This is a genomic window from Streptomyces carminius, assembly GCF_002794255.1.
Classification (GTDB): Bacteria; Actinomycetota; Actinomycetes; order Streptomycetales; family Streptomycetaceae; genus Streptomyces; species Streptomyces carminius.
On sequence record NZ_PGGW01000071.1, the window covers coordinates 84,587 to 104,956 of the forward strand.

Consider the following 20,370-nt stretch of genomic DNA (forward strand, 5'->3'; position numbering starts at 1 on the left):
AAGTCGCCCCGGGTCCGCGGACTTTCCCCCACCCGCGGCACGGATGCCGCGATGATGTTGCCGGCGGTACCCGGTGCGAGGGGGGCCACCCTTCTACCCTGTTGACCTAGGTACGAAGATCACTCCCCGTACCCGGCACAGGTGGCAGCACGGAGAGGAGTCCCCGCATGGGCGACAGCAGGCCGGTCTACCAGCGGATCGCCGACGACCTGCGGCAGCAGATCGACGAGGGAGTGCTGGCCGTGGGTGCCCGGATACCGTCGCGTTCGGAGCTGAAGCGCACCTACGCGGCCAGCGACCAGACCGTGGACCGGGCGGTACGGGTGCTCAAGGCCGCGGGTTACGCGGAGGGCCAGTTCGGGCGCGGGGTGTTCGTCACCGACCGCAGCCCCATCGGGAGCCTGCTGCGGACCGGTGGTGAGGCGGTGGACTCGCCGTTCGCCGCCCGGATCAACGGCGGCGAGTCCGTCACCGCGCTGCTGTGGGAGGCCACCTCCACCACCACGGGCGCTCCCCCGCGGATCGCCGAGCGGCTGGGCGTCACCGTGGGCGAGCGGGTGATGTGCACCCACTACGAGTACCTCACCGACCGGCGGCCGCTCCAGCTCGCCACCAGCTGGGAACCCCTGGCGCTCACCGAGGGCACCGAGGTGGTCTCCCCCGAACGCGGCCCGTACGCCCGGCGCGGGGTGCGCGAAAGGTTCGCGGCCATCGGCGTGCGGGTGGCGGGCGCCACCGAACTGGTCGGCTCGCGCCCGGCCACCAGCGCGGAGGCCGAGGTCCTGGGCTGCTCGCCGGGGCAGTGCGTGACGGTCATCGAACGCACCCACCACACGGCGGACGGCCGGGCCGTGGAGACCTCCGACATCGTGGTGCGCGCGGACCGCTGGCGGCTGGAGTACCGCATCACCTTCTGAGGACCGATCCCGGCCTTCCCCTGTCCCCCGTGTCTCCTCGGTCCCGTTCCCCGGGGCCCGGCCCTCCTCACGCCTCGGACGCCTCCGCGTACAGCTGCGACAGCTCCGGGCTGCCGCTGAGCGCCCAGTCGTGGCCGGCCGCCACCACGTCGATCTCCCGGCCGGAGGCGAGCCGCACCACCGGCCGGCCGTTGGGCCACACCTGCCAGGCCGCTCCCGGCACCGTGCGGACGATGACCGTGCCCAGGTACAGACCGGCGTCGTTGCCCAGCCACTGCTGGGTCTCGGAGTCGTCGCGCCAGCGTGGCAGAAGCTGGTCGATGGCCGCCAGGGAAGCGGCCGTGTCGTCCAGCTCGATCCCCGCCGATCCGGCCTGCCCGCGCAGCAGTTCGCACTCGGACAGCAACTCGGACACACCCTCGTTGTCGTGCCCGCCGCCCGTCATCACCGCCACACCGCGGGACATGCCGTGCCGCTTGCGCCAGTTGTCCAGGAAGGGGATGTTCATGCCCTCAGGGTGACACCGCGAAGGCGGTGAACACCACCGGCACGCGGGGCGGACTCCCGACGAACACCCGCGAACGCCCCCGGCCCGGCCGGGGCTCGCCGGTGCGGAGGGCGGGCGGGAAGGGCGGTCACACCTCGAGGTCGACGACGACCGGGGCGTGGTCGGAGGCGCCCTTGCCCTTGCGCTCCTCACGGTCGACGTAGGCGTCCCGCACCGCCGCCTCGAAGGCCGGGTTGCCGTAGACCAGGTCGATGCGCATGCCCTTGTTCTTGGGGAAGGCCAGCTGGCGGTAGTCCCAGTAGGTGTAGGGGCGGTCGTACTTCAGCGGACGCGGCACCACGTCGGCCAGGCCGGCCGCCCGCAGCTCCGCCAGCGCCGCCCGCTCGGCCGGGGTGACATGGGTGGCGCCCTCGAAGAGGGCCGGATCGAAGACGTCCTCGTCGGCGGGCGCGACGTTGTAGTCGCCGAGGATCGCGAACGGCCGCTCGCCCGGCTCCCGCACCGCCAGCTCCCGCAGCGCCGCGAACCACTGGAGCTTGTACTCGAAGTGCGGGTGCCCCACCTCGCGCCCGTTGGGCACGTACACCGACCACAGCCGCACCCCGCCGCAGGTCGCGCCCACCGCGCGGGGCTCGGTGACGCCCTCGTACGCCGGGCCGCCGGGCAGACCGGTCACCGGCTCCGCCAGCCCGACCCGGGAGAGGACCGCCACCCCGTTCCAGCGGCCGGTGGCGTTGACCGCCGCCTCGTAGCCGAGCTCGCGCAGCGGTTCGGCCGGGAACGCCTCCGCCGCGCACTTCAGCTCCTGCAGGCACAGCACGTCCGTGCCGCTGCTCTCCAGCCAGGCCAGCAGCCGCGGCAGCCGGGCAGTGATCGAGTTGACGTTCCAGGTGGCGATGCGCATGACGGCGAATCTACCGTCCGCCGCCGACAACGGTGGGACGGTCCGGTGCCGGACCGTCCCACCGGCTCCACCGGACCTCCGTACCGCCGTACCGCCGGGGCCGCCGGGGCCCGCTCAGAGCTCGACGCGCTCCCCGGGCACCAGCCGGATGTGCTCCGCGCCGCCCACCCCCGGCCCGTCGGGGCCGAGCATCCGGCCGTAGACGGGCGGCGCGAAGTCCGACAGCAGTCCGTCGTGGACGTCGTACGCCACCCTCGGCCGCACCTCGCGGAGGTAGTCGATGACCTCGGCGACCTTGTTCCAGGGGGCCTGCACCGGCAGCAGCAGGGTGTCCACCGGACGGTCGGGCACGGTCAGGGCGTCGCCGGGATGGAACAGCGCGCCGGGCGCGCCGTCCGGGCCCGGGACGGTGACGGCGTAGCCGACGTTGGTGACGCGCGGGATGTCCGGGTGGATGACGGCGTGCAGCTCGCCGTGCACCTCCACCTCGAAGCCCGCCGCGGTGAAGGCGTCGCCGCCGCCGACGGTGTGGACCCGGCCGGGGAAGGCGGCGGTCAGTTTCTCGGCGACGCTGCGCAGGGTCCAGATCTCCGCGGCCGGGTCCGCCTCCAGGGCGGCGCGCAGCCTGCCCTCGTCGAAGTGGTCGGGGTGCTCGTGGGTGACCAGGACCGCGTCGGCGCCGACGGCGGCGTCCGCCTCGCTGAAGGCGCCCGGGTCGATGACGAGCGTGCGTCCGTCGTGGCGCAGGGCGACACAGGAGTGGCCCTTCTTCGTGAGCTCCATGCGGCCATTGTGACGGTCGCCGTGCCGGTGCACCCCGCCCGGCTCAGAACTCGATCGTGGAGACGACATGGACCTGCGGCCGGTCCTCGCTGGTGACGTCCACGGTGATCTGCAGGTCGGGCCGCTCGCCGGGCCGGTCGATCCGGGTGCCCGCGTACCGGTGGCCCGGGACGTCGAAGTCCCAGCCCACCACGTCCGCGTGCCGGTCGCTCACGCCCGGCCGCCCGGCGGCGAGTCCGGCGGGATCGCCGCCGGCCTCCGTCAGGAAGGTGTCCAGCCCCTCCGGCGAGGTGCGGAACTGCACGTAGAAGGAGCTCCGCTGCCAGGAGTTGTGCTCGTAGTGCGCCATATAGGTGGTGTCGCCGGGAAGGGGGAGTTCGTAGACGCGGCGCTCCACCTTGCTGGGCCATCGCCACATCAGGCCGGGGGCGGCGGCGTCCCGCTGCTTGTCCTGGCCGCTGTCCCGGCTCTGGGCGGCGGAGAGCACCAGGTAGCCGGCCGGGATCGCGATCAGCAGCACCACCACGATCGCGGTCAGCAGGCGGTGCCGCGGGCGGTGCGGCGGGCGCTCCGGCGGCGGGACGGCGGGCGGGGAGGCGGACGGGGGCACGGTCGCGGTCACCTCCCCGTCACCCAGCCGCGGGTCACCAGCAGACCGACCCCGGTCCGCTCGTACCGCTCCACCCGGCGGCGGTTGGCGCGGCGGAAGCGGCGGGCGACCAGCCGGGCGAGGTCGGCGGCGCCGACCATCCCGGCCTCCGGCCCCAGCTCGGCGCGGACGATGCGGGCCTCGGGCCGGTACCCGCGGCCGGTCAGCTGGCGGCGGAAGGCGTCCCGGGCCGGGCCGATCAGCAGCTCGTCGGCGGCGCTGACCCCGCCGCCGATCACGAAGCAGGAGGGGTCCAGCGCGGCGGCCAGGTTGGCGATGCCGATCCCGAGCCACTCGCCGATCTCCTGGAGGAGTTCGGTGCACATCGCGTCGCCCTCGCGGGCCAGCTCGGTGATGAGCGGTCCGGTGATGTCGCGGACGTTGCCCCCGACCCGGTCGATGATCCCGTACGCCACCGGGGAGTCGGCGGCGGCCAGCTCGCGGGCCTCCCGGACCAGGGCGTTGCCGGAGCTGTACTGCTCCCAGCAGCCGCGGTTGCCGCAGGGGCAGCGGTGGCCGCCGGGCACGACCTGCATGTGGCCGAACTCCCCGGCCACCCCGTACCTGCCGCGCTTGACCCGGCCGTCCTCCAGTATGGCCCCGCCGATGCCGGTGCCGAGGGTGATCATGACGAGATGGTCCTCGCCGCGGCCGGCGCCGAACCGCCACTCGCCCCAGGCGGCGGTGTTGGCGTCGTTGTCCACCATCACGGGGACGGCCAGCCGGGCGGTCAGCGTGTCGCGCAGCGGCTCGTCGCGCCAGGCCAGGTGCGGGGCGAACAGCACCCGGGAGCGGTCGGCGTCCACCCAGCCGGCCGCGCCGATGCCGACGGCGTGCACGTCGTGGCGGTCGGAGAGGTCCAGGACCAGCTCGGCGATGGTGTCCTCGACGGCCTGGGGACTCTTGGACTTGTCGGGGGTTTCGGCCCGGACCTTCTCCAGGATGTGGCCGTCGGCGTCCACGACGCCCGCCATCACCTTCGTACCACCGATGTCGACGCCCACCGTCGGCACGCGCGGCGCGGACAGGTGCGAGCGCCGCTCGCGCGTGGCGACGGTCCTCAGCACCGTCGCTCTGGCCGATCCGCGGCGGGCACGGTCACGGTACGTACTCATCGGGTCGATTCTGCCTTATGCGCGCTCCCCGCCCGGCCCCGAGGGCGGGGCGCGGCCCGATTCGTGACGGAGCTGTTCCAGTCCGCCACCCGCCGGAGGGGGTGGCGTGGGCGGGGGTCAGAAGCGCACCGGCAGCCGGTGCGGGCCGCGGATCAGCATGCCCTGCCGCCAGGTGAGGGAGGCCGGGTCGGCGTCGAGGGCGAGGGCGGGGCAGCGGTCCAGCAGCATCCGGACGGCGATCCGGCCCTCCAGCCGGGCCAGCGGCGCGCCCAGGCAGTGGTGGATGCCGTGCCCGAAGGCGAGGTGCCCCCGTGTCGGGCGGCGGATGTCGAAGCGGTCCGGCCCGGAGAACCCGGAAAAGCGGTCCGGGTCGCGGTCGGCGTCGGCGGTGGCGACCAGCACCAGCTCGCCGCCGCCGGGGATCACCGTCCCGCCGATCTCCACCGGTTCGGTGGTGAAGCGGGTGGTGGACGTCTCGACCGGGCCGTCGTAGCGGAGCATCTCCTCGACGGCGTTCTCGGTCAGGGACGGGTCCGAGCGGAGCAGTTCCAGCTGGTCGGGGTGGGTGAGCAGGGCGAGGACGCCGTTGGCGATCAGGCCGGTGGTGGTCTCGTGGCCGGCCACCAGGAGCAGCCAGGCCATGCCGAGCAGTTCGTCGGCCGACAGCCGGTCGCCGTCCTCGTCGGCGGTGTGCAGCAGGGCGCTCAGCAGGTCCTCGCCCGGCTGCTCCCGCTTCGTCGCCAACAGTCCGGCGAGGTAGTCGGTGACGGCCTCCTTGGCGGCCTTCTTCTCCTCGAAGGGGGCACTGCCCACGGCCGTCCCCGACCATTTCCGGAAGGACTCCCGGTCCAGGGACGGCACGCCCAGCAGCTCGCAGATCACCGTGATGGGCAGCGGGAAGGCGTAGGCGTCGACCAGATCGGCCCGCCGCTCCGGAGCCCGCAGCATCTCGTCCAGCAGGCCGCCGGCGATCTCCCGCACCCGGGGCTCCAGGGCCTCCACGCGCCGTGCGGTGAAGGCGCGGGCCACGAGCTTGCGCAGCCGGGTGTGGACCGGCGGGTCGGAGCTGAGCATGGTGATCCCGGCGGCGGGAGCGCTCATCCCCAGGGCGGGCGAGGCGTTCTCCCAGTCCTTGGAGAGCCGGGGATCGGTGAGGGCGGCCCGGACCTCGTCGTGGCCGACGACCAGCCAGGCCAGGGTGCCCTCGGGGGTCCGCACCCGGTGCACCGGGCCGCGGGCGCGCAGTCCGGCGTAGACGGGGTACGGGTCGCGGGCGAAGTCCTCGCCCAGCGCCGCCAGGTCGACCGGTACGCGTTCGTCGGTGCTCATGCGCCGCGCCTCCCTGCGATCACGGGGTGTCCCCGATGATGCCCGGGCCGCGGCCCGGGGCCAACAGCGCCGTTCCACCGGGGAATCGGCCGGATCCGGGCGATCGCGCACGGCCGGCGGAGGTCCTGCGGGCATCGCGGCGGCACGGCCGGAAGGCCGGGGCCCAAAGATCCGGAAGGCGGTCCTCCGGGGTCAGCGCGCGGGCCGTCCGAACAGCTCGACGGCGTTGCGGAACTCCCCCAGCGGCTCCGAGAGGGCGCTCACCGAACCGATCGCTCCCGCGATCAGCAGCAACGAGTGACGCAGCCGGGCGACCTCGGGCGCTCCCGTGCGAAGCGCGGTGTCCACGGCCCTCAGTTCCTCCTCGGCTATCCCGCGGTCCGCCAGCTGACCACGGTAACCGGCGAGTTCCCGGTGTAAGCGGGTCACTGCCCGGTTCAGCTCGGTGACCCGGGGATCGTCCTGCCCGGGTACGACCGTACGCCGCTCTACCGTTTCCTCTCGCAACGCAGCTCCCCCCACACGGATGCTGTGTCCACCGTCGGTTGTCGTCCTCGTTCGCCGTTCGTCGCTGTCGGGCGACGAGTGCCCGCCCTCGCGGTCGAGCCTGTCCACCCCGCTTCCCACACCAGCCGGACGGAAGGGGTCCGCACAGTAAACGGCACGCTCCGCACATCACGCCACACGGAGGGCGAGAACCGGGGTGTGTTTCAAGCCATCCGGGTCAGCGCCGCACCCCCCTTTTGGCATATGCCAGTCTCCGGTAAATCCGCTGCCCGCGGAAGGGGGCGGCGCCCCCGGGTGGGCAGGAGTGGGGCATGTCCTCGCCTTTCCCCGGTTCCCCCGGCACTGCCGCCGACTCTCCCGTCACCGCCCCCGGCGGCTCCCCCAACGGCACCGCCCGGCCCGCCTCCCGGGTCGCCGGACTGCTGCTCGCCGCGGGCGGCGGGCGGCGGCTGGGCGGGCGCCCCAAGGCGCTGCTCCCCCACCGCGGCCGCCCCCTGGTCGAGTACGCGGCACGGGTACTGCGGGCGGGCGGCTGCTCCCCGGTGCACGTGGTACTGGGTGCGGCGGCCGCCGAGGTGCGGGAGCGGGCCGTCCTGCCCGGCTGCGTCCTGCTGGACAACCCGGCCTGGGAGGAGGGCATGGGATCGTCGCTGCGCGCCGGTCTGGCCTCCCTCGCCGGTACGGGCGCCGGCGCCGCGGTCGTCGCGCTCGTCGACCAGCCGGGGATCGGCCCGGCGGCGGTTGCCCGGCTGCGGACGGCGCACGAGCGGGGCGCGGACCTGGCAGCCGCCGCGTACGGCGGGCACCGCGGGCATCCGGTGCTGCTGGGCGCCGGGCACTGGACGGCGGTCGCGCACCGCGCGGCCGGCGACCGGGGAGCCCGTGACCACCTGCGGGAGCACGCCGCGGAGGTGGTGCTCGTCGAGTGCGGCGACATCGCCGACCCGGCCGATGTCGACACCCCCGGCGACCTGGCTCTGCTGGAGGGCCCCCGGCGGGGGGAAACGGCCGGAAGTTGATCCTCCGGTCACCTCCCGTCCTCCGGGCCGCCGCCACACCGACTCGGCAAGCCTGACGGGCCGGTCCGTCCACCGGCCGAGCACACCAGGTCGAACACATGCCCGAAATGGTGCAAGAATGGACAAACTGCGGCAAAGAGGTGTGCGAAATGAAACGACGGAACGTGGCGGTGAAGTGTGCGGCGCTGACGGCGGCCTGCGGTCTGGCGCTCGCCGGCTGCGGCTCGTACGGGGACGAGCCCACTCCCGCTCCCGCTCCCGCGGAGGAGACCCAGACGCGGGAGACATCGGAGGACCGGGAGGCCTCCCAGGAGAACGAGCGGGCCGATCTGGTCGACTTCGCCCTCGACGACCGCTCGCAGGCCGGATTCACGAACATCTGGGTGACCTGGACGGTCAGGAACGGCAGTTCCGAGGTGTCCGACTACGTCTGGACCTGGGAGGCCGTCGACTCCACCGGCACACGCGTGGCCAACTCCACCGAGTACGTCACCGATGTGCGCCCCGGGCAGACGGCTACCGGGGAGTCGCCGACCACGCTCGACACGACCGAAGTGGACATCAACGTCACGGACTTCGACCGCTTCACGAACTGACGGCGAGGCCGTCCGCCGGTGCCCCGGAGCGACGGGATTCTCCCGGGCCGTTCCCCACCGCCACGGCCATCGGGGACGATGGAGCGCGAACCCTGGCCCGTGGCCCTCGGGCCCGACTGTCCGCGCTGGAGCCGCCGATGACGGAGAACCTGCCGGTGCGGTGCCCGGTCTGCCGCCGGGAGCACCACTACGTTCCGCCCGTCTACCCGTGCCCGTGCGGCGCCCCGGTGGCGCCGCCGCTGCTGCGCGGCGGCGTCCCCGTCCGGATCCACCACCGGGTGTGGGCGGATTCCTGGCTGACGCTGCGCTGCGCGTCCTGCGGGCGGTACGACGAGTGGCCGCGGCCGGAGCTGGGCTGCCCGTGCGGCGCGCTGCTGCGGCTGCCGCTGGCCCACGACCACGCCTCCCCGGTCCCCGGCGCCGCCCCGGCCGGTTCCCTCACCGGCCCGCCGACCGGCACGGCCGGGCTCGCCGACGGCGTCGACACCCCCGGCGCCGGGTACCCGGCGCCGCAGCCGCCCCCGCCGCCGGGCGCGGTACCCCGGACCGCGGCACGGGAACGGCCCGCCTTCCGCCCGGTCACCATCCGCACCGCGCGGGACGCCGTGACGGCCGCCGCCCGCTATCTGGACTGGCTGGGTTTCGAACGGGTGCGCACCACCACCGAGAGCCACCCCGCCTCCGGTGTCGACCTGCGCGGGCCCGAGGTGCTGGCCCGGGTGGACCCCACCACCTCACCGGTCGGGCCCGCCACCGTCGAGACGCTGTGGCTGCACGGCCTCAACGAGTCGGCGGCCGCCCTCTGCTTCTCCCTGGCGGGTTACACCACCGCCGCCCGAGCGCGCGCGGACGTCCTGCGGCTGCCCCTGTTCGTCATGGACCTGACGGGCACGCCGCAGCCGGTCAACGACGCGGCGCGCGAACTGGTGCGCACCGGCGCCCCCCGCTGACGGCCGGCCCGCCCGCGAGGGCGGGTCGCCCCTCGCGGGTCACCCCTCGGTGAAGAGGCAGAACGGGTGCCCGGCCGGATCGAGGAGCACCCGTACGCCGTCCTGGGGCTGGAAGCCGGCGACACGGGCGCCGAGACCGACCGCGCGCCGCTCGGCCGCCGCCAGGTCGTCGACCTCGAAGTCCAGGTGCAGCATCATCTGCTGACGGTCGGCCTTCCCCGGCCAGGTCGGCGGCCGGTACTCCGGCTCGGTCTGGAAGCAGAGCTTCGTGGCGTCCGGGCCCTTCAGGCTCACCCAGTCGGCTCCGTCCTCGACGACCTCCCACTCCAGCAGGCGCCGGTAGAAGCCGGCCAGGGCCCGGGGATCGGGGGCGTCGAGGACGACACCGGCCAGTGCCTTCGGGATGCCGTCGCGGTGCGGGGTCTCGCTCACGGTGCCTCCTGGGGGCTGGATTCCCGGCCGTCGCCGGTCACCGGACCGGGTGCCCGCCCCGGCCGCGGGCTACGCCCCGGTCCCGTCCCACCGGTCGGCCTCCGCCGCCGCCCGCTCCGCCAGGAGCCGGTGGGCGCGGTCGAGTTCGTCCGCCGCGGGGCCGCCGGCGAGGTCACCGCCCAGCGGCGCCCAGAAGTCCGCGTCCGGCGGTGCCTGGAACTCCAGCCGGGTCCCGGAGCCCGCCCAGGGCGCGTCGAAGGCCAGCCACCAGGAGTGCAGACAGGTGCGGGCCCCCGCCGCGGCGCTCTCCCGGTCGAAGAGCGGGTCGCCCTCGATGGCGTGGCCGGTCCACGCCAGATGCACCCTGATCTGGTGGCGCCGCCCGGTGACCGGCCGCACCGCCAGCACGGTGTGCCGGCCGTCGTCCCCGACGCGGGCGAAGACGGTCAGCGACGGATAGCTCCTCTTCTCCCCGAAGCCGGCGCCCGGGGCGAGCGACCAGCGCACCTCCTCGCCGTCCCTGCCGTCCCCGCCGTCCTTCTCGTCGGCGACGATGTCGCCGCGGTTGCCGGCCACCCGCACCCGGTTCTTGCGCCCCACCCCGAGCGGCAGGTCGATCGTGCCGGCCTGGGGCAGTCCGGTGGAGCGGGTGACGGCGAGATAGGACTTGTCGACGGTGCGCCGGTTGAACTGGCGGGTCAGCACGGAGTGGAAGCGCACCTCCTTGGCGAACAGGACCGCCCCGGAGGTCACCTTGTCGATCCGGTGGACCGGATAGAGGGTCTCGCCCTCCTCCTCGGCCAGCCGGACGAGGTCGGTCTCGTGGCGCTCGCCCATGACCGAGATCCCGGCGGGCTTGTTGAGCACCAGGATCGCCTCGTCCTCGTAGAGGGCCGCGCCGTCCCGGATCTCGCTCCAACGGCTCACTGGCCCATCCCCTGCTCTCGCCCGGTCGTTCGCCGCGGGCGCCGGGGTGGTCTCCCGGGCCCGTCTTCCGACGGGGTGCGCCCGGCCGCCGATCATAGCGACGGACGGCACCGGAACCGGCGCGGGCACGTGGTGCGGGGCCACCGTGCGGAGTCACCGTGCGCGGATCAGCCGTGCCAGGGCGCCTCCCAGGTCAGCTCATGGTCCGCGCCGGGTGCGCGGAAGGCCAGCAGGGCGGCGCCCTCCTCCTCCAGTGCGGCGCGCGCGGCGCGCGGCAGCGGGCCGAGGGGACGGAGGACGAGGGTGGCCCGGGTGCGGCGGGTGTCGGTCTCCAGCCGCCAGGTGCCGCTGACGAAGCCGTCGGTGAGGAAGGCCGGACGGGCCGCGTTGCCGGTCCAGATCGCCGTGCGGGCGGCGGCGCCGACGACCCGGGTGCGGTCGGCGTGCCCGACGAGGAGGTTGTCGTAGTCCGGCAGGAAGCGGGCCGGCGCGGGGACGTCGGGACCGGGGCGGGGCGCGTCGGGCAGGTCGTACAGCTCCGTGCCGTCCTCGGCGCGCAGGGCCACCAGGCGGGGCCGCAGCCGCCGGAAGACCTCCGCCAGACGGGTGAGTCCGCTCCACGTCTGGGCGTCCTTCACCGACGCGGGCCCGAAGGCGGCGAGATAGCGCAGGACGAGCGCGTCGGGAGCGGCGCCGGACGGCAGACCCGTGCCGAGCCAGGACTCCGCGGTGGTGTGGCGGGCCGCGCCGCCGCGCCGCCACAGCCCGCGCGGCGGCACCTGGACCAGCGGAAGGAACTGGCGGGCGATCATCGCCAGGGCCTGCGGATCGCTGCCGGGCCACTGTGCCGCCAGTAGGGAGCCCAGTTCCTGGAAGGTCAGCGGGCGCTCCTCGACCAGCTCCCGGGCCCGGGCGGCGACCTCCGCCGGTTCCGCGCCGGCCAGCCGCCTGCCGAAGGCCGGCGTCAGCAGGCGGTCATGCGGCGCCCGGAGCGCGGGGCGCAGCGCCAGGCAGTCGCGGGCGGTGACGATGTGGAGGGTGGAACGCTGGAGGCTGATCCGTACGAGTTCGCGCCGCTCGATGCGCCGGGAGAACTCCTCGGGGTCGAAGCCCTCGATCCGGCTCCACAGCGCGGTGTAGGGGTTGCCGGGGAGCTGGGAGTGCAGGCCCACCAGATGCTCGACGACCTCGGCCGGATCCCGGCCTTCACGGCCGAGCAGCAGTTGCCGGGCCAGGGTGGCCCGGTTGAGCTGGCGGGTACTGAGCGGCGGTGCCTGCGGTGGGCGCTGCGTCTGCTGCCTCGGCTGCGTCATGGGGTCAGGTTAGGGGCCGTTGCGGACGGCTTCGGTCCTCGTTCGCGGGAGCGGCGGGAACCGGCCGGGACGCCTTTCCTGCTTCTTCCGTTTGACCCGCGCCGTGCCGGGAGTTACCTTCGACCTCACTAGTCAAATTTGACGAATGGGAGAGCCCTTGTTCCGGAACATCGAGACCGCCGCCGCCCTCACCGGTTACACGCCCACCGAGGAGGACCTGCGCGGTCTGCGGGAGTGGTTCGAGACCTACGACGCCCGCAGCTCCGACCCCACGCCGGAGAACGTCGAGCGCATGGCCGACATGGCCGTCTTCCCGCTCAACCTGGTCACCGACGGCTCGGACGGCGAGCCCTGGACCGGCCAGTGGGACCGGGAGCAGTACGTCCGCACGATGAACGCCGTGCTGGGCGGCGAGGCGGGCGGCGACCTGAGCTTCGAGTCGGTCCGCACCCCGTTCTTCCTCTCCCCGTCCATGGCCGTGGTGTTCTCCTCGTCGGTGATGCGGGCCGGGGGCGAGGAGCACCGGATGAACTACGCCGACATCCTGGTCCGCCAGGAGGGCGGGTGGGTCTTCCAGACGATGGCCCAGCGCGGCTGGGCCGACATGCTCAGGGAGCAGAAGCAGAAGCAGGAGCAGGCGGGGTAGCCCCGCCGCCCGCGGCCCGTGCGGAGCGCACGGGCCGCGGGCCCGCGCCGCCCCGGGGCACGGAATCGTGGTGGATGGGAAGCGCGCCGCCGGTGAGCGGGGCGCCGGAGCCGCCGTGCCGGGCGGCGACGAGTTCGGCGGCGATGGACACCGCCGTCTCCTCGGGGGTACGGGCGCCCAGGTCCAGGCCGATCGGGGAGCGCAGCCGGGCCAGTTCCCCCTCGGTCAGCCCCGCCCGGCGCAGCCGCGCCAGCCGGTCGGCGTGGGTGCGGCGCGAGCCCATGGCGCCGATGTAGGCGGCGGGCCGCCGCAGGGCGAGCTCCAGCAGCGGCACGTCGAACTTCGGGTCGTGGGTGAGGACGCAGACCGCGGTGCGGGCGTCCGGCGCCTGGGCGGCCAGATGGCGGTGCGGCCAGTCGGCGACGACCTCGTCCGCCTCCGGGAAGCGGGCCGGGGTGGCGAAGACGGGGCGGGCGTCGCAGACGGTGACCCGGTAGCCCAGGAACCGGCCCATCCGCACCAGCGCGGCGGCGAAGTCGACCGCGCCGTAGACCAGCAGGCGCGGCGGCGGCGCGCTGGACTCCACCAGCACGGTGACCGGCCGCCCGCAGCGACCACCTGCCGCCCCCGTGCCCACCTCCACCGCCGCGGTACGGCCGGCCGCCAGCAGGGCGCGCGCCTCGGCCGCCGCGGCGCGGTCCAGCTCCGCCCCGCCGCCGAGGCCGCCCGAGACGGTGCCGTCGGGACGCACCAGCAGCGGGCGGCCCAGCAACTCACCCGGCGACTCTCCCGGTCCGGCCACCACCCGGACCAGCGCCGCCGTGCCGCCCGAGGCAGCGGTGGCCAGCGCTTCGGCCACGGTGGCGCGGTCCGCGCCGCGGCCGAAGCGCACGGTGACCGGGACGGCCAGCACCCCGATGGTCCCGCCGCAGGTCAGTCCCACCGCGAAGGGATCGCCGTCCACCGGGCCGGGCGGCGCTTCCGGATCCGGCGCCGGGTCCGCGTACCCGAAGCGCTCGGTGGCCGGCCGTCCGGTCTCCAGCGCCGTACGGCACAACTCGTAGACGGCGCCCTCGACACAGCCCCCGGAGACGCTGCCGAGGGCGGCGCCGCCGGAGTCGACGGCGAGCGCGGCGCCCGGCTGCCGGGGCGCGCTCCCGCCGACCGCCACCACCGTGGCGACGGCGAAGTCGCGGCCCTGCTCGCACCACCGGTGCAGTTCGGCGGCCAGGTCGAGCATGGGGCGTGCCTCCTCGGCTCGTGGTGGGAGAAGGACACCACCACGAGCCGCCGTGTGAAAAGACCGGGTTCACGCCACCGTTGCCGGCGGCGCTAGCCGAACAGCGGAAAACGGCCGGCGTCCGCCCCGAGCCGTTCCCGTTCGGTCTCCGTCAGGGGCGCGCGTCCGGTGGCGGCGCGCGCGTAGTGGGCGTCGTCCCAGCCCAGCGGCACCGGGCGGCCGAGGAGCCCGTCGAGGGTGCGGCGCACTTCCCCGAGCCCCTCCCCGGACGGCCCCGGAGCACCGGGGAGCGAGACGATCAGGTCCAGATGGTGGACCGTGGCCTCGACGGCGAGGGTGCGCACGAGGTCGCCCGCGGTGAGCACATGGCCCTGGGTGGCCACTGGTTCTCCGGTGTCCGCGCGGTCGGCGGCGTGCAGGACCGCGGCGGAAGTCTCCAGGTACAGGTCGCGGAGCTCCGCGAACTCCGCGAACAGTCCGGCGATCACCCGCGGGACCGCCCGGCCGGCGGAACCGCCCGCCGCCCCCGGCCGCCACAGCTCCCAGTAGGTGACCGCGTCGCGGTCCGGCTCCCGGCCGGCGGGGGTGTGGAGCGCCACCAGTCCGCGCCGGGCGTCCCCCAGACAGTGGAGGACCAGATCGCGCACCGCCCAGCCGGTGCAGCCGGTCGGCAGCCACGACCGCTCCTCGTCGACGCGCGCGACGACGGCGCCGAAGGCGCGGTAGGACGCGCGCAGCACGTCGGCGGGCGGGGGCGGCGGAGTCTCCTCGTGCGGCATGTCCTCGAGGGTGCCCGGCGACGGGCGCCGGAACACCCCGCCGGTGACGGGTCACGACGGGCTCACGGGGCGGCGGAAGAGGGCCGTCCACAGGAAGGGCTCGCCGAAGCGCGGCGACCGCGGCGGCTCGTCGCGCATGCGGCGCAGCTCCACCACCTCCAGGCCCGAGAAGATCCGGCGCAGGTCGTCGGGGGCGTAGGCGAGGCCGCCGTGGAGCCGGGACTGCCGGTAGAAGTCGGCGTCGTCGAGCTCGGAGCCCATCGCCCCGGCCGCGAAGCAGGTGAGGGAGAAGTGCCCGCCGGGAGCGAGGACCCGGTCCAGGAGGGCCAGATGGCTCACGCGGCGGTGCGGCGGCAGATGGTGGAAGCAGCCGGAGTCGTGGACCAGGTCGTACGGGCCGCGCGGCCCGGTCCCGGCGGGGGCGAAGGCGTCGCCGCACCGGAACCCGATCTCGGCGCCCGCCTCCCGGGCGCGGTCCCGGGCCCAGTCGATCGCCGCCGGGGAGAGGTCCACGGCGTCCACCTCGAAACCCGCCGCGGCGAGGTGGAGCGCGTTGCGCCCCGGGCCGCAGCCCAGATCGAGGGCGCGCCCCGGGGTGACCAGTCCGCGCTCGAGGTACGAGACCAGGTTCTCGTCCGGCTTCGCCGCGAAGAACGGCACCGGCCTGGTGCGGTCCGCGTAGAAGCCGTCCCACCAGCCGGCCGCGCCGTCCGTCCAGCGGTCGGCGTCCGGCACGAACAGGCCGTCCAGCAGCCTGAACACGTCCTCCACAGTGCGGATGCTCCGGTCCATCCGGGCCCCCTTTCCCCGCCCGGGATCGTAGGCCGGACCGCCTTCCGATGCCTGGTCAGGCGCTTTGCTGAGACAGCTCGTTCGGCCGTATCGCGGTCCGGGACGGATACGGGAAGGCCCGCCCTCACGGACGGGCGCGAAGTGCCGCCCGCACCCCTGCCGAGGGCCGTCACGGGGGCTTTCCCGGCCGCTCCGATCCGGGTTTTCCGGGCCCGCGGGGCGGCGGGACGGCGGGACGGTCCGGTCAGGTGGTGAGGTGGCCGAGGTCCACGGGGGCGCACTCGCGCAGTTCCAGGACCAGTCGGTGGGCGGTGACCCAGCGGATCGCGGGGTCCTCGTGGGCCACCTCGTGCAGGGAGCCGCCGACGGGTTCCAGCGTGGCCGGGTGGTGGACGATCCCGGCGACACCCCAGGGAGACGGCCGACCCACCAGCGTGGCGGCATACCCCTCCCGCAGGCGCGGGCACTGCCGCACCGAGACGCGGGCACACGGTACGCACACCGGCGGCGCGGTGGTCCGCTCGCCCTCCTCCACCGGGCGGCCCACGTCCCGCAGCACGAACAGCCACGGCCCGCCGCACACCTGGCAGAGCATGCGCCGCACCGCCCGCCGCTGCCGCAGCACGTGCACGTTCTGGAACTGCGGCCTGCCGCTGCCCCGGGCGAGAGCCTGACGCACCCACAGCACTCCATGCCCGTCCCGGTCGTACGGGGTCTCGTCCAGATACCCGACGCCCTCAACGCCTCCGACCGCCCGCCGCGCCACGGCGGGCCGGTACGTCCGCTCCCGGCTCCAGGCGGCGATGTAGGGGACCGTGCCCGGACGGGCGTCCTGGGTGAGCCGTCCGCTCCCGTCCTCGCCGGGCGGGTTCGTCGTCATGGGACCTCCACTCAAAGGGCTAGCTTTGAGGAAATATTCAAGGCTAGCCCTTTCGGGAGCAAGGGCTAGCCTTGGGGGAAACTCGTTCGAAAGGTAAGGAGGTTGGTGTGCGCGGTTACCGTGATCTCGCAGACGACCTGCGGCGACGCATCGAGGAGGGCGAGTTCCCGCCGGGGACGACCCTGCCGCCCATCACCGACCTCATGGACGAGTACGGCATGGCCCGGCAGACCGTGCGGGCGGCCCTCGCCGAACTGGCGAACCAGGGCCTGGTGGTCGTCCGCCGGAAACTGGGCACGCTCGTGCGCGACAGACGGCCGGTCCGGGTGCCCCTCAGCCGCTACGGAAGCGTCCTGCGGCCGGGCGGGACGCGCGGTCCCTGGGAGACGGCCTGCGCCCAGCAGGGTTTCGACGGCGAGATGCGCCTGATGGACGTCCAGCGGATGAGCGCACCCGACGATCTCGCCGCCCTCCTGGAGGTGGCGCCGGGCAGCGAGCTGGTCCAGCGGCGGCGGCACGCGCTGGTCGGCCAGGAGACCGTCCAGGTGCAGCGGGCCTGGTACCCGGCGGAACTGGCCGACCGGACGGGTTTCGGCGAGGGCGGGAAGGTCGTAGGCGGTGTGTTCGGCGCCCTCACCGGCGCCGGCCTGGCACCCGCCGAGGCGGACGAGCGCGTCACCTCGGGCCTGCCGACCGCCGACGAGGCACGGCAGCTCCAGATCGGGACGGCTGTCCCCGTCCTCCGGGTCCAGCGCCTGACCCGGGCGGTGGACGGCACACCTCTGGAGGTGCTGCGGGTGATCGCCCCGGCGGACCGCATCGAGCTGGTCTACGACCGCCTTCCGCTCGGCGGAAGCCCCGCCTGACCGGCGCGGCCCTCAGCGGGCAGCCGCCGTGCCCGGCCCGCCGCCGGGGTGCTCCGGGCGGCGGGGCAGGGCGCACAGGGCCAGGAGCGGGACGGCGGCGAGGATCAGCCAGGGCACGGCCGGGGGCAGCCCGCCGTCCAGCAGGGCGCCGGTGGCCGAGCTGCCGAGGAGGACCAGCAGGCCGGAGAGGGAGGAGAGGGCCCCGGTGTAGAGACCGAGGCGGCCGTCCTCGGCGAGGTCGGGCACCCAGGCGCGGGCGGCCGGGACGACCAGCATCTGGCCCAGGGTGAGCAGCACGACGAACCCGGCCGCGGGCACCAGCCCCCCGGCGCCCGTCCACCCGGCCGGGCGGGCGGCGGCCACCACCGCGAACCCGGCGGCGACGAGCAGCAGCCCGGCGGCCAGGCAGCGGCGCGGGTCCAGCCGCTCCGCCGCCCAGTGGGTGACCGGCAACTGGGCGAGGACGACCAGCAGCGAGGAGAGCGCGAACAGCCAGGCCAGCGGCGCCTGGGAGCCCGTCGCGCGCTCCACCTCCGCCGGGAGCGCCAGATAGAGCTGGTTGTAGGAGAGCAGGTAGGCGCCGTACGCCCCGCACAGCGCCAGGAAGCGGCGGTTGCGCAGCACCGCGCCCGCGCCGCCCCGCACCGGTGCCCGGGTGCGGCCGGGGATGTGCCGCGGCAGCAGCCGCAGGTGGCCGGCCAGGACGAGGACGAAGACCCCGGCACCGGCGAGGCAGGCGGTGCGGAAGTCCACGGCCAGCAGCAGGGCGCCCAGCAGCGGTCCGGTGAACGCCCCGGCCTGGCCCGCCACGGTGAACAGGGCCAGGACGCGGGTGCGGGGGCCGTGGCCCGCCCGTTCCCAGTGCACCGCCTGCCGGGCCGTCTCGGACTCCACGGCCGGGGAGAACAGCGCGGCGGCGAAACCGATCAGCAGTACCGCGCCGAGCACGGACCAGGTCCGCTCCGCGTACCCCAGCCAGCCGAACCCGGCGATCCGCAGCGCGCAGCCGGTCAGCACCACCGGGCGCACCCCGTGGCGGTCGGTGAGCGCGCCGCCGACCACGAACAGTCCCTGCTGGCTGAAGGTGCGCAGTCCCAGCACGAGCCCGACCAGCCAGCCCGCCATGCCCAGCGCGCCGCCGAGGTGCTCGGCGAGGAACGGCAGCACGGCGAAGAAGCCGACGTTGAAGGCGAGTTGGGTGAGGATCAGCAGCCGCAGCAACGGGGAGAGGGTCGGCCAGATCCGTTCGCGCCGGAGGCGCGGGGACCGGGGGCGGGCCCGGTCCGGGGAGGACGCGGCGGGTCGGGAGGTCCGGTCGGTCACGGTGGGTCCTCGCGGACGGTGGCGGGCACGGGCTCCCGGGCCGCGGCGGGCGGCCCGGCCTGCGGCGGTACGGACGGGAACGGGGGCCGGGCGGGCGGGTGTCCGGCGCGCCGGGCCCGCCGCGGCAGGCGGGGCGGACGCGGCAGCCGCACCCCGTCCGCCGCGGTCACCGCCAGCGCCCCCAGCAGGGCGAGCACCGCGGCGGGTGCCAGTACCGCCCAGGGGGCGCGTTCGGCGTAGGGCAGGTTCTCCGCCAGCAGCAGGCCCCACTCGGGTGACGGCGGCTGGGCGCCCAGGCCGAGGAAGCCCAGGGCGGCCAGGGCCAGGGCGATGCCGGGCACCCGCAGCAGGGCGTGCCGGAGTACGGGCGGCAGGACGGCGGGCAGCAGGTGGCGGCGCAGCAGGTGCCGCCGCCCGGCGCCCAGGGCGCGGGCGGCGGCCAGATGGGTGGTGGCGCGCTCCTGCCGCAGCAGGGCGGAGGTGTGGGCGGCCAGCGGGGACCAGGCGACGGCGGCCACCGCGAGCGCCGGTGTCCACGGTCCGCCGCCCGCCACCCCGGCCACCAGCAGCCCGGCCAGGACGGGCGGTACGGCGTTGACGGTGTCGACCAGCGGCGCGGACAGCCTCGGCAGCAGCCCCAGCAGCACCCCGGCGATCAGGGCAGCCGCGCTCACCGCGAGGGCGAGCGCGAGGGTGTCCAGCGCGCCGTGCGCGATCCGGGCCAGCAGGTCGCGGCCGAGCGCGTCGGTGCCCAGCGGGTGCGCGGCGGACGGCGGGCGGAGCCGGGCGGCGGTGTCCACGGCGAGCGGGTCGCGCGGCAGGCCGAGGCAGACGGTGCCGGTCAGGAGTGCGCCGTACAGCAGCGGCAGTGCCCGGGCGGGGGGCGGTTCGGGCCGGTGCGGGGAGGTCAGCGCGCCGTCGCGCAGCGCGGGGCCCAGCAGTCGGCGGGCGGCGAGACCGGCCAGTGCTCCGGCGAGGGCCGCGAGCGCCACGAGGGCGAGGATGCCGGTCTGCAGGACGGGCAGGTCCTGGGCGAGGGCGGCGCGCAGGGTCAGCCGGCCCAGGCCGGGGATGTCGAAGACCTGCTCCACGGCGACGGCGCCGCCGGTCAGGCCGACCGCGAACAGCCCCAGGTTGGGCAGCAGTCCGGGCAGGCAGCGGCGCAGCGCGTACCGGGCGGCGCGACGCGGCGGCAGGCCCCGGGCGGCGGCGGCCCTCGCCCAGGGCTCGGCGAAGGTGCCGGGCAGTTGGTCGCCGAGCAGCCGCCCCAGAACCGCTCCGGCGGGCAGGCCGAGCGCGAGGGCGGGCAGCACCGTCCACTTCGGCCCGTACCAGCCCAGCGCGGGCAGCCAGCCGAGCCGTACGCCGACCACGGCGGCCAGCACGGCGGCGAGGAGGAACTCGGGCAGCGCGGCGAGCACCGCCGCCGCGCTGCCGCCGGTGCCGCGTCCGGCGATCCGCCGCCGGGAGCCGAGCCACAGGGTGCGGGCGCACACCGCGCCCGCCGTGCAGCCGGCGACCGCCAGCGCCCCGGCCATCAGCAGCAGCGAGACGCCGAGGGCCTGGAGGACGGCGGGCAGCACCTCGGTGCCGGAGACCCAGGAGCGTCCCGCGTCGCCGCGCAGCAGCCCGCCGAGCCAGCGGCCGAGCAGCCGCGGCGGACCGTCGTCGAGGCCGAGTTCGGCCCGGACCGCGGCCAGCACCTTCGGCGCCGGGTCGCGTTCGGCCGACCGGGCCTTGAGGACGGTCAGCGCCGGGTCGGTGCGCGACAGCCACGGCAGCAGGCCGATGCCGCACACCAGGACGGCGGCGAGCGCGGTGCGCCACAGCAGGGCGGCGGCACCGGCCGCGGTGCCTCTCGGGGAGTCCTTCACGGCGCCTTCCACGGGGCGTCG

22 protein-coding genes are annotated in these 20,370 nt (G+C 75.4%); 6 read left to right on the forward strand and 16 right to left on the reverse strand.

Going from position 1 to position 20,370, the window contains the following annotated elements:
- Nucleotides 1-167 precede the first annotated feature (167 nt).
- Complete coding sequence (locus tag CUT44_RS31510) at nucleotides 168-917, forward strand: GntR family transcriptional regulator (RefSeq protein WP_100205418.1); 750 nt, start codon at nucleotides 168-170, stop codon at nucleotides 915-917.
- Nucleotides 918-984: 67 nt separating this feature from the next.
- Here the strand turns inward: CUT44_RS31510 and CUT44_RS31515 are convergent, their stop codons facing one another.
- The 7 genes from CUT44_RS31515 to CUT44_RS31545 form a co-directional block, all read right to left on the reverse strand.
- Nucleotides 985-1,425 (reverse strand): DUF6278 family protein, encoded by a 441-nt coding sequence (locus CUT44_RS31515; RefSeq protein WP_100205419.1) that lies wholly within the window; start codon nucleotides 1,423-1,425, stop codon nucleotides 985-987.
- 127 nt (nucleotides 1,426-1,552) lie between these two features.
- A complete protein-coding gene (locus tag CUT44_RS31520; RefSeq protein WP_100205420.1) occupies nucleotides 1,553-2,329 on the reverse strand; it encodes an exodeoxyribonuclease III in 777 nt (258 codons plus the stop codon).
- 114 nt (nucleotides 2,330-2,443) lie between these two features.
- Nucleotides 2,444-3,112, reverse strand: a complete 669-nt coding sequence (locus tag CUT44_RS31525; RefSeq protein WP_100205421.1) for an MBL fold metallo-hydrolase — start codon at nucleotides 3,110-3,112, stop codon at nucleotides 2,444-2,446.
- 43 nt (nucleotides 3,113-3,155) lie between these two features.
- Nucleotides 3,156-3,734, reverse strand: a complete 579-nt coding sequence (locus CUT44_RS31530; RefSeq protein ID WP_100205422.1) for a hypothetical protein — start codon at nucleotides 3,732-3,734, stop codon at nucleotides 3,156-3,158.
- Nucleotides 3,731-4,876, reverse strand: coding sequence for an ROK family glucokinase (locus tag CUT44_RS31535; protein WP_100205423.1), 1,146 nt, complete (start codon nucleotides 4,874-4,876; stop codon nucleotides 3,731-3,733). Before CUT44_RS31535 ends, CUT44_RS31530 begins: the two co-directional genes overlap by 4 nt.
- Before the next feature lie 117 nt (nucleotides 4,877-4,993).
- Complete coding sequence (locus tag CUT44_RS31540) at nucleotides 4,994-6,205, reverse strand: cytochrome P450 family protein (protein WP_100205424.1); 1,212 nt, start codon at nucleotides 6,203-6,205, stop codon at nucleotides 4,994-4,996.
- Between the two features lie 192 nt (nucleotides 6,206-6,397).
- Nucleotides 6,398-6,832, reverse strand: coding sequence for a DUF5955 family protein (locus CUT44_RS31545; protein ID WP_332888304.1), 435 nt, complete (start codon nucleotides 6,830-6,832; stop codon nucleotides 6,398-6,400).
- 191 nt (nucleotides 6,833-7,023) lie between these two features.
- Here CUT44_RS31545 and CUT44_RS31550 point away from each other — a divergent pair, with 191 nt between their 5' ends.
- From CUT44_RS31550 to CUT44_RS31560, 3 genes are all read left to right on the forward strand, one after another.
- A complete protein-coding gene (locus CUT44_RS31550; protein WP_100205426.1) occupies nucleotides 7,024-7,731 on the forward strand; it encodes a nucleotidyltransferase family protein in 708 nt (235 codons plus the stop codon).
- A 149-nt stretch (nucleotides 7,732-7,880) separates the two neighbouring features.
- Nucleotides 7,881-8,327, forward strand: coding sequence for an LptM family lipoprotein (locus tag CUT44_RS31555; protein WP_100205427.1), 447 nt, complete (start codon nucleotides 7,881-7,883; stop codon nucleotides 8,325-8,327).
- A gap of 137 nt (nucleotides 8,328-8,464) precedes the next feature.
- Nucleotides 8,465-9,277, forward strand: a complete 813-nt coding sequence (locus tag CUT44_RS31560; RefSeq protein WP_100205428.1) for a hypothetical protein — start codon at nucleotides 8,465-8,467, stop codon at nucleotides 9,275-9,277.
- Between the two features lie 39 nt (nucleotides 9,278-9,316).
- Here CUT44_RS31560 and CUT44_RS31565 read toward each other — a convergent pair whose 3' ends face one another.
- The 3 genes from CUT44_RS31565 to CUT44_RS31575 all read right to left on the reverse strand — a co-directional run bounded on the left by CUT44_RS31565 (nucleotide 9,317) and on the right by CUT44_RS31575 (nucleotide 11,949).
- Nucleotides 9,317-9,709 (reverse strand): VOC family protein, encoded by a 393-nt coding sequence (locus CUT44_RS31565; protein WP_100205429.1) that lies wholly within the window; start codon nucleotides 9,707-9,709, stop codon nucleotides 9,317-9,319.
- 69 nt (nucleotides 9,710-9,778) lie between these two features.
- On the reverse strand, nucleotides 9,779-10,636 hold the full coding sequence (locus tag CUT44_RS31570) for an RluA family pseudouridine synthase (protein WP_233221807.1): 858 nt from the start codon (nucleotides 10,634-10,636) through the stop codon (nucleotides 9,779-9,781).
- Between the two features lie 167 nt (nucleotides 10,637-10,803).
- Complete coding sequence (locus CUT44_RS31575) at nucleotides 10,804-11,949, reverse strand: winged helix DNA-binding domain-containing protein (protein ID WP_100205431.1); 1,146 nt, start codon at nucleotides 11,947-11,949, stop codon at nucleotides 10,804-10,806.
- 145 nt (nucleotides 11,950-12,094) lie between these two features.
- Between CUT44_RS31575 and CUT44_RS31580 the strand changes: the two genes are divergently transcribed.
- Nucleotides 12,095-12,595, forward strand: a complete 501-nt coding sequence (locus CUT44_RS31580) for a hypothetical protein (protein ID WP_100205432.1) — start codon at nucleotides 12,095-12,097, stop codon at nucleotides 12,593-12,595.
- Here the strand turns inward: CUT44_RS31580 and CUT44_RS31585 are convergent.
- The 4 genes from CUT44_RS31585 to CUT44_RS31600 form a co-directional block, all read right to left on the reverse strand.
- On the reverse strand, nucleotides 12,558-13,835 hold the full coding sequence (locus CUT44_RS31585; RefSeq protein ID WP_100205433.1) for an XdhC family protein: 1,278 nt from the start codon (nucleotides 13,833-13,835) through the stop codon (nucleotides 12,558-12,560). The genes CUT44_RS31580 and CUT44_RS31585 overlap by 38 nt on opposite strands.
- A gap of 92 nt (nucleotides 13,836-13,927) precedes the next feature.
- Nucleotides 13,928-14,614, reverse strand: a complete 687-nt coding sequence (locus CUT44_RS31590; protein WP_100205596.1) for a maleylpyruvate isomerase N-terminal domain-containing protein — start codon at nucleotides 14,612-14,614, stop codon at nucleotides 13,928-13,930.
- Between the two features lie 51 nt (nucleotides 14,615-14,665).
- Entirely contained in the window at nucleotides 14,666-15,406 is a 741-nt protein-coding gene (locus CUT44_RS31595; RefSeq protein ID WP_100205434.1) for a class I SAM-dependent methyltransferase, read from the reverse strand.
- A gap of 244 nt (nucleotides 15,407-15,650) precedes the next feature.
- Nucleotides 15,651-16,286, reverse strand: coding sequence for a hypothetical protein (locus tag CUT44_RS31600; protein ID WP_233221808.1), 636 nt, complete (start codon nucleotides 16,284-16,286; stop codon nucleotides 15,651-15,653).
- A gap of 107 nt (nucleotides 16,287-16,393) precedes the next feature.
- Between CUT44_RS31600 and CUT44_RS31605 the strand changes: the two genes are divergently transcribed.
- Nucleotides 16,394-17,152 (forward strand): GntR family transcriptional regulator, encoded by a 759-nt coding sequence (locus CUT44_RS31605; RefSeq protein WP_158239699.1) that lies wholly within the window; start codon nucleotides 16,394-16,396, stop codon nucleotides 17,150-17,152.
- A gap of 12 nt (nucleotides 17,153-17,164) precedes the next feature.
- On the opposite strand, the gene CUT44_RS31610 is transcribed toward CUT44_RS31605, so the two are convergent.
- Nucleotides 17,165-18,475 (reverse strand): MDR family MFS transporter, encoded by a 1,311-nt coding sequence (locus tag CUT44_RS31610; RefSeq protein WP_199185918.1) that lies wholly within the window; start codon nucleotides 18,473-18,475, stop codon nucleotides 17,165-17,167.
- Nucleotides 18,472-20,349 (reverse strand): ABC transporter permease subunit, encoded by a 1,878-nt coding sequence (locus CUT44_RS31615; protein ID WP_199185919.1) that lies wholly within the window; start codon nucleotides 20,347-20,349, stop codon nucleotides 18,472-18,474. Before CUT44_RS31615 ends, CUT44_RS31610 begins: the two co-directional genes overlap by 4 nt.
- Between the last annotated feature and the right edge of the window lie 21 nt (nucleotides 20,350-20,370).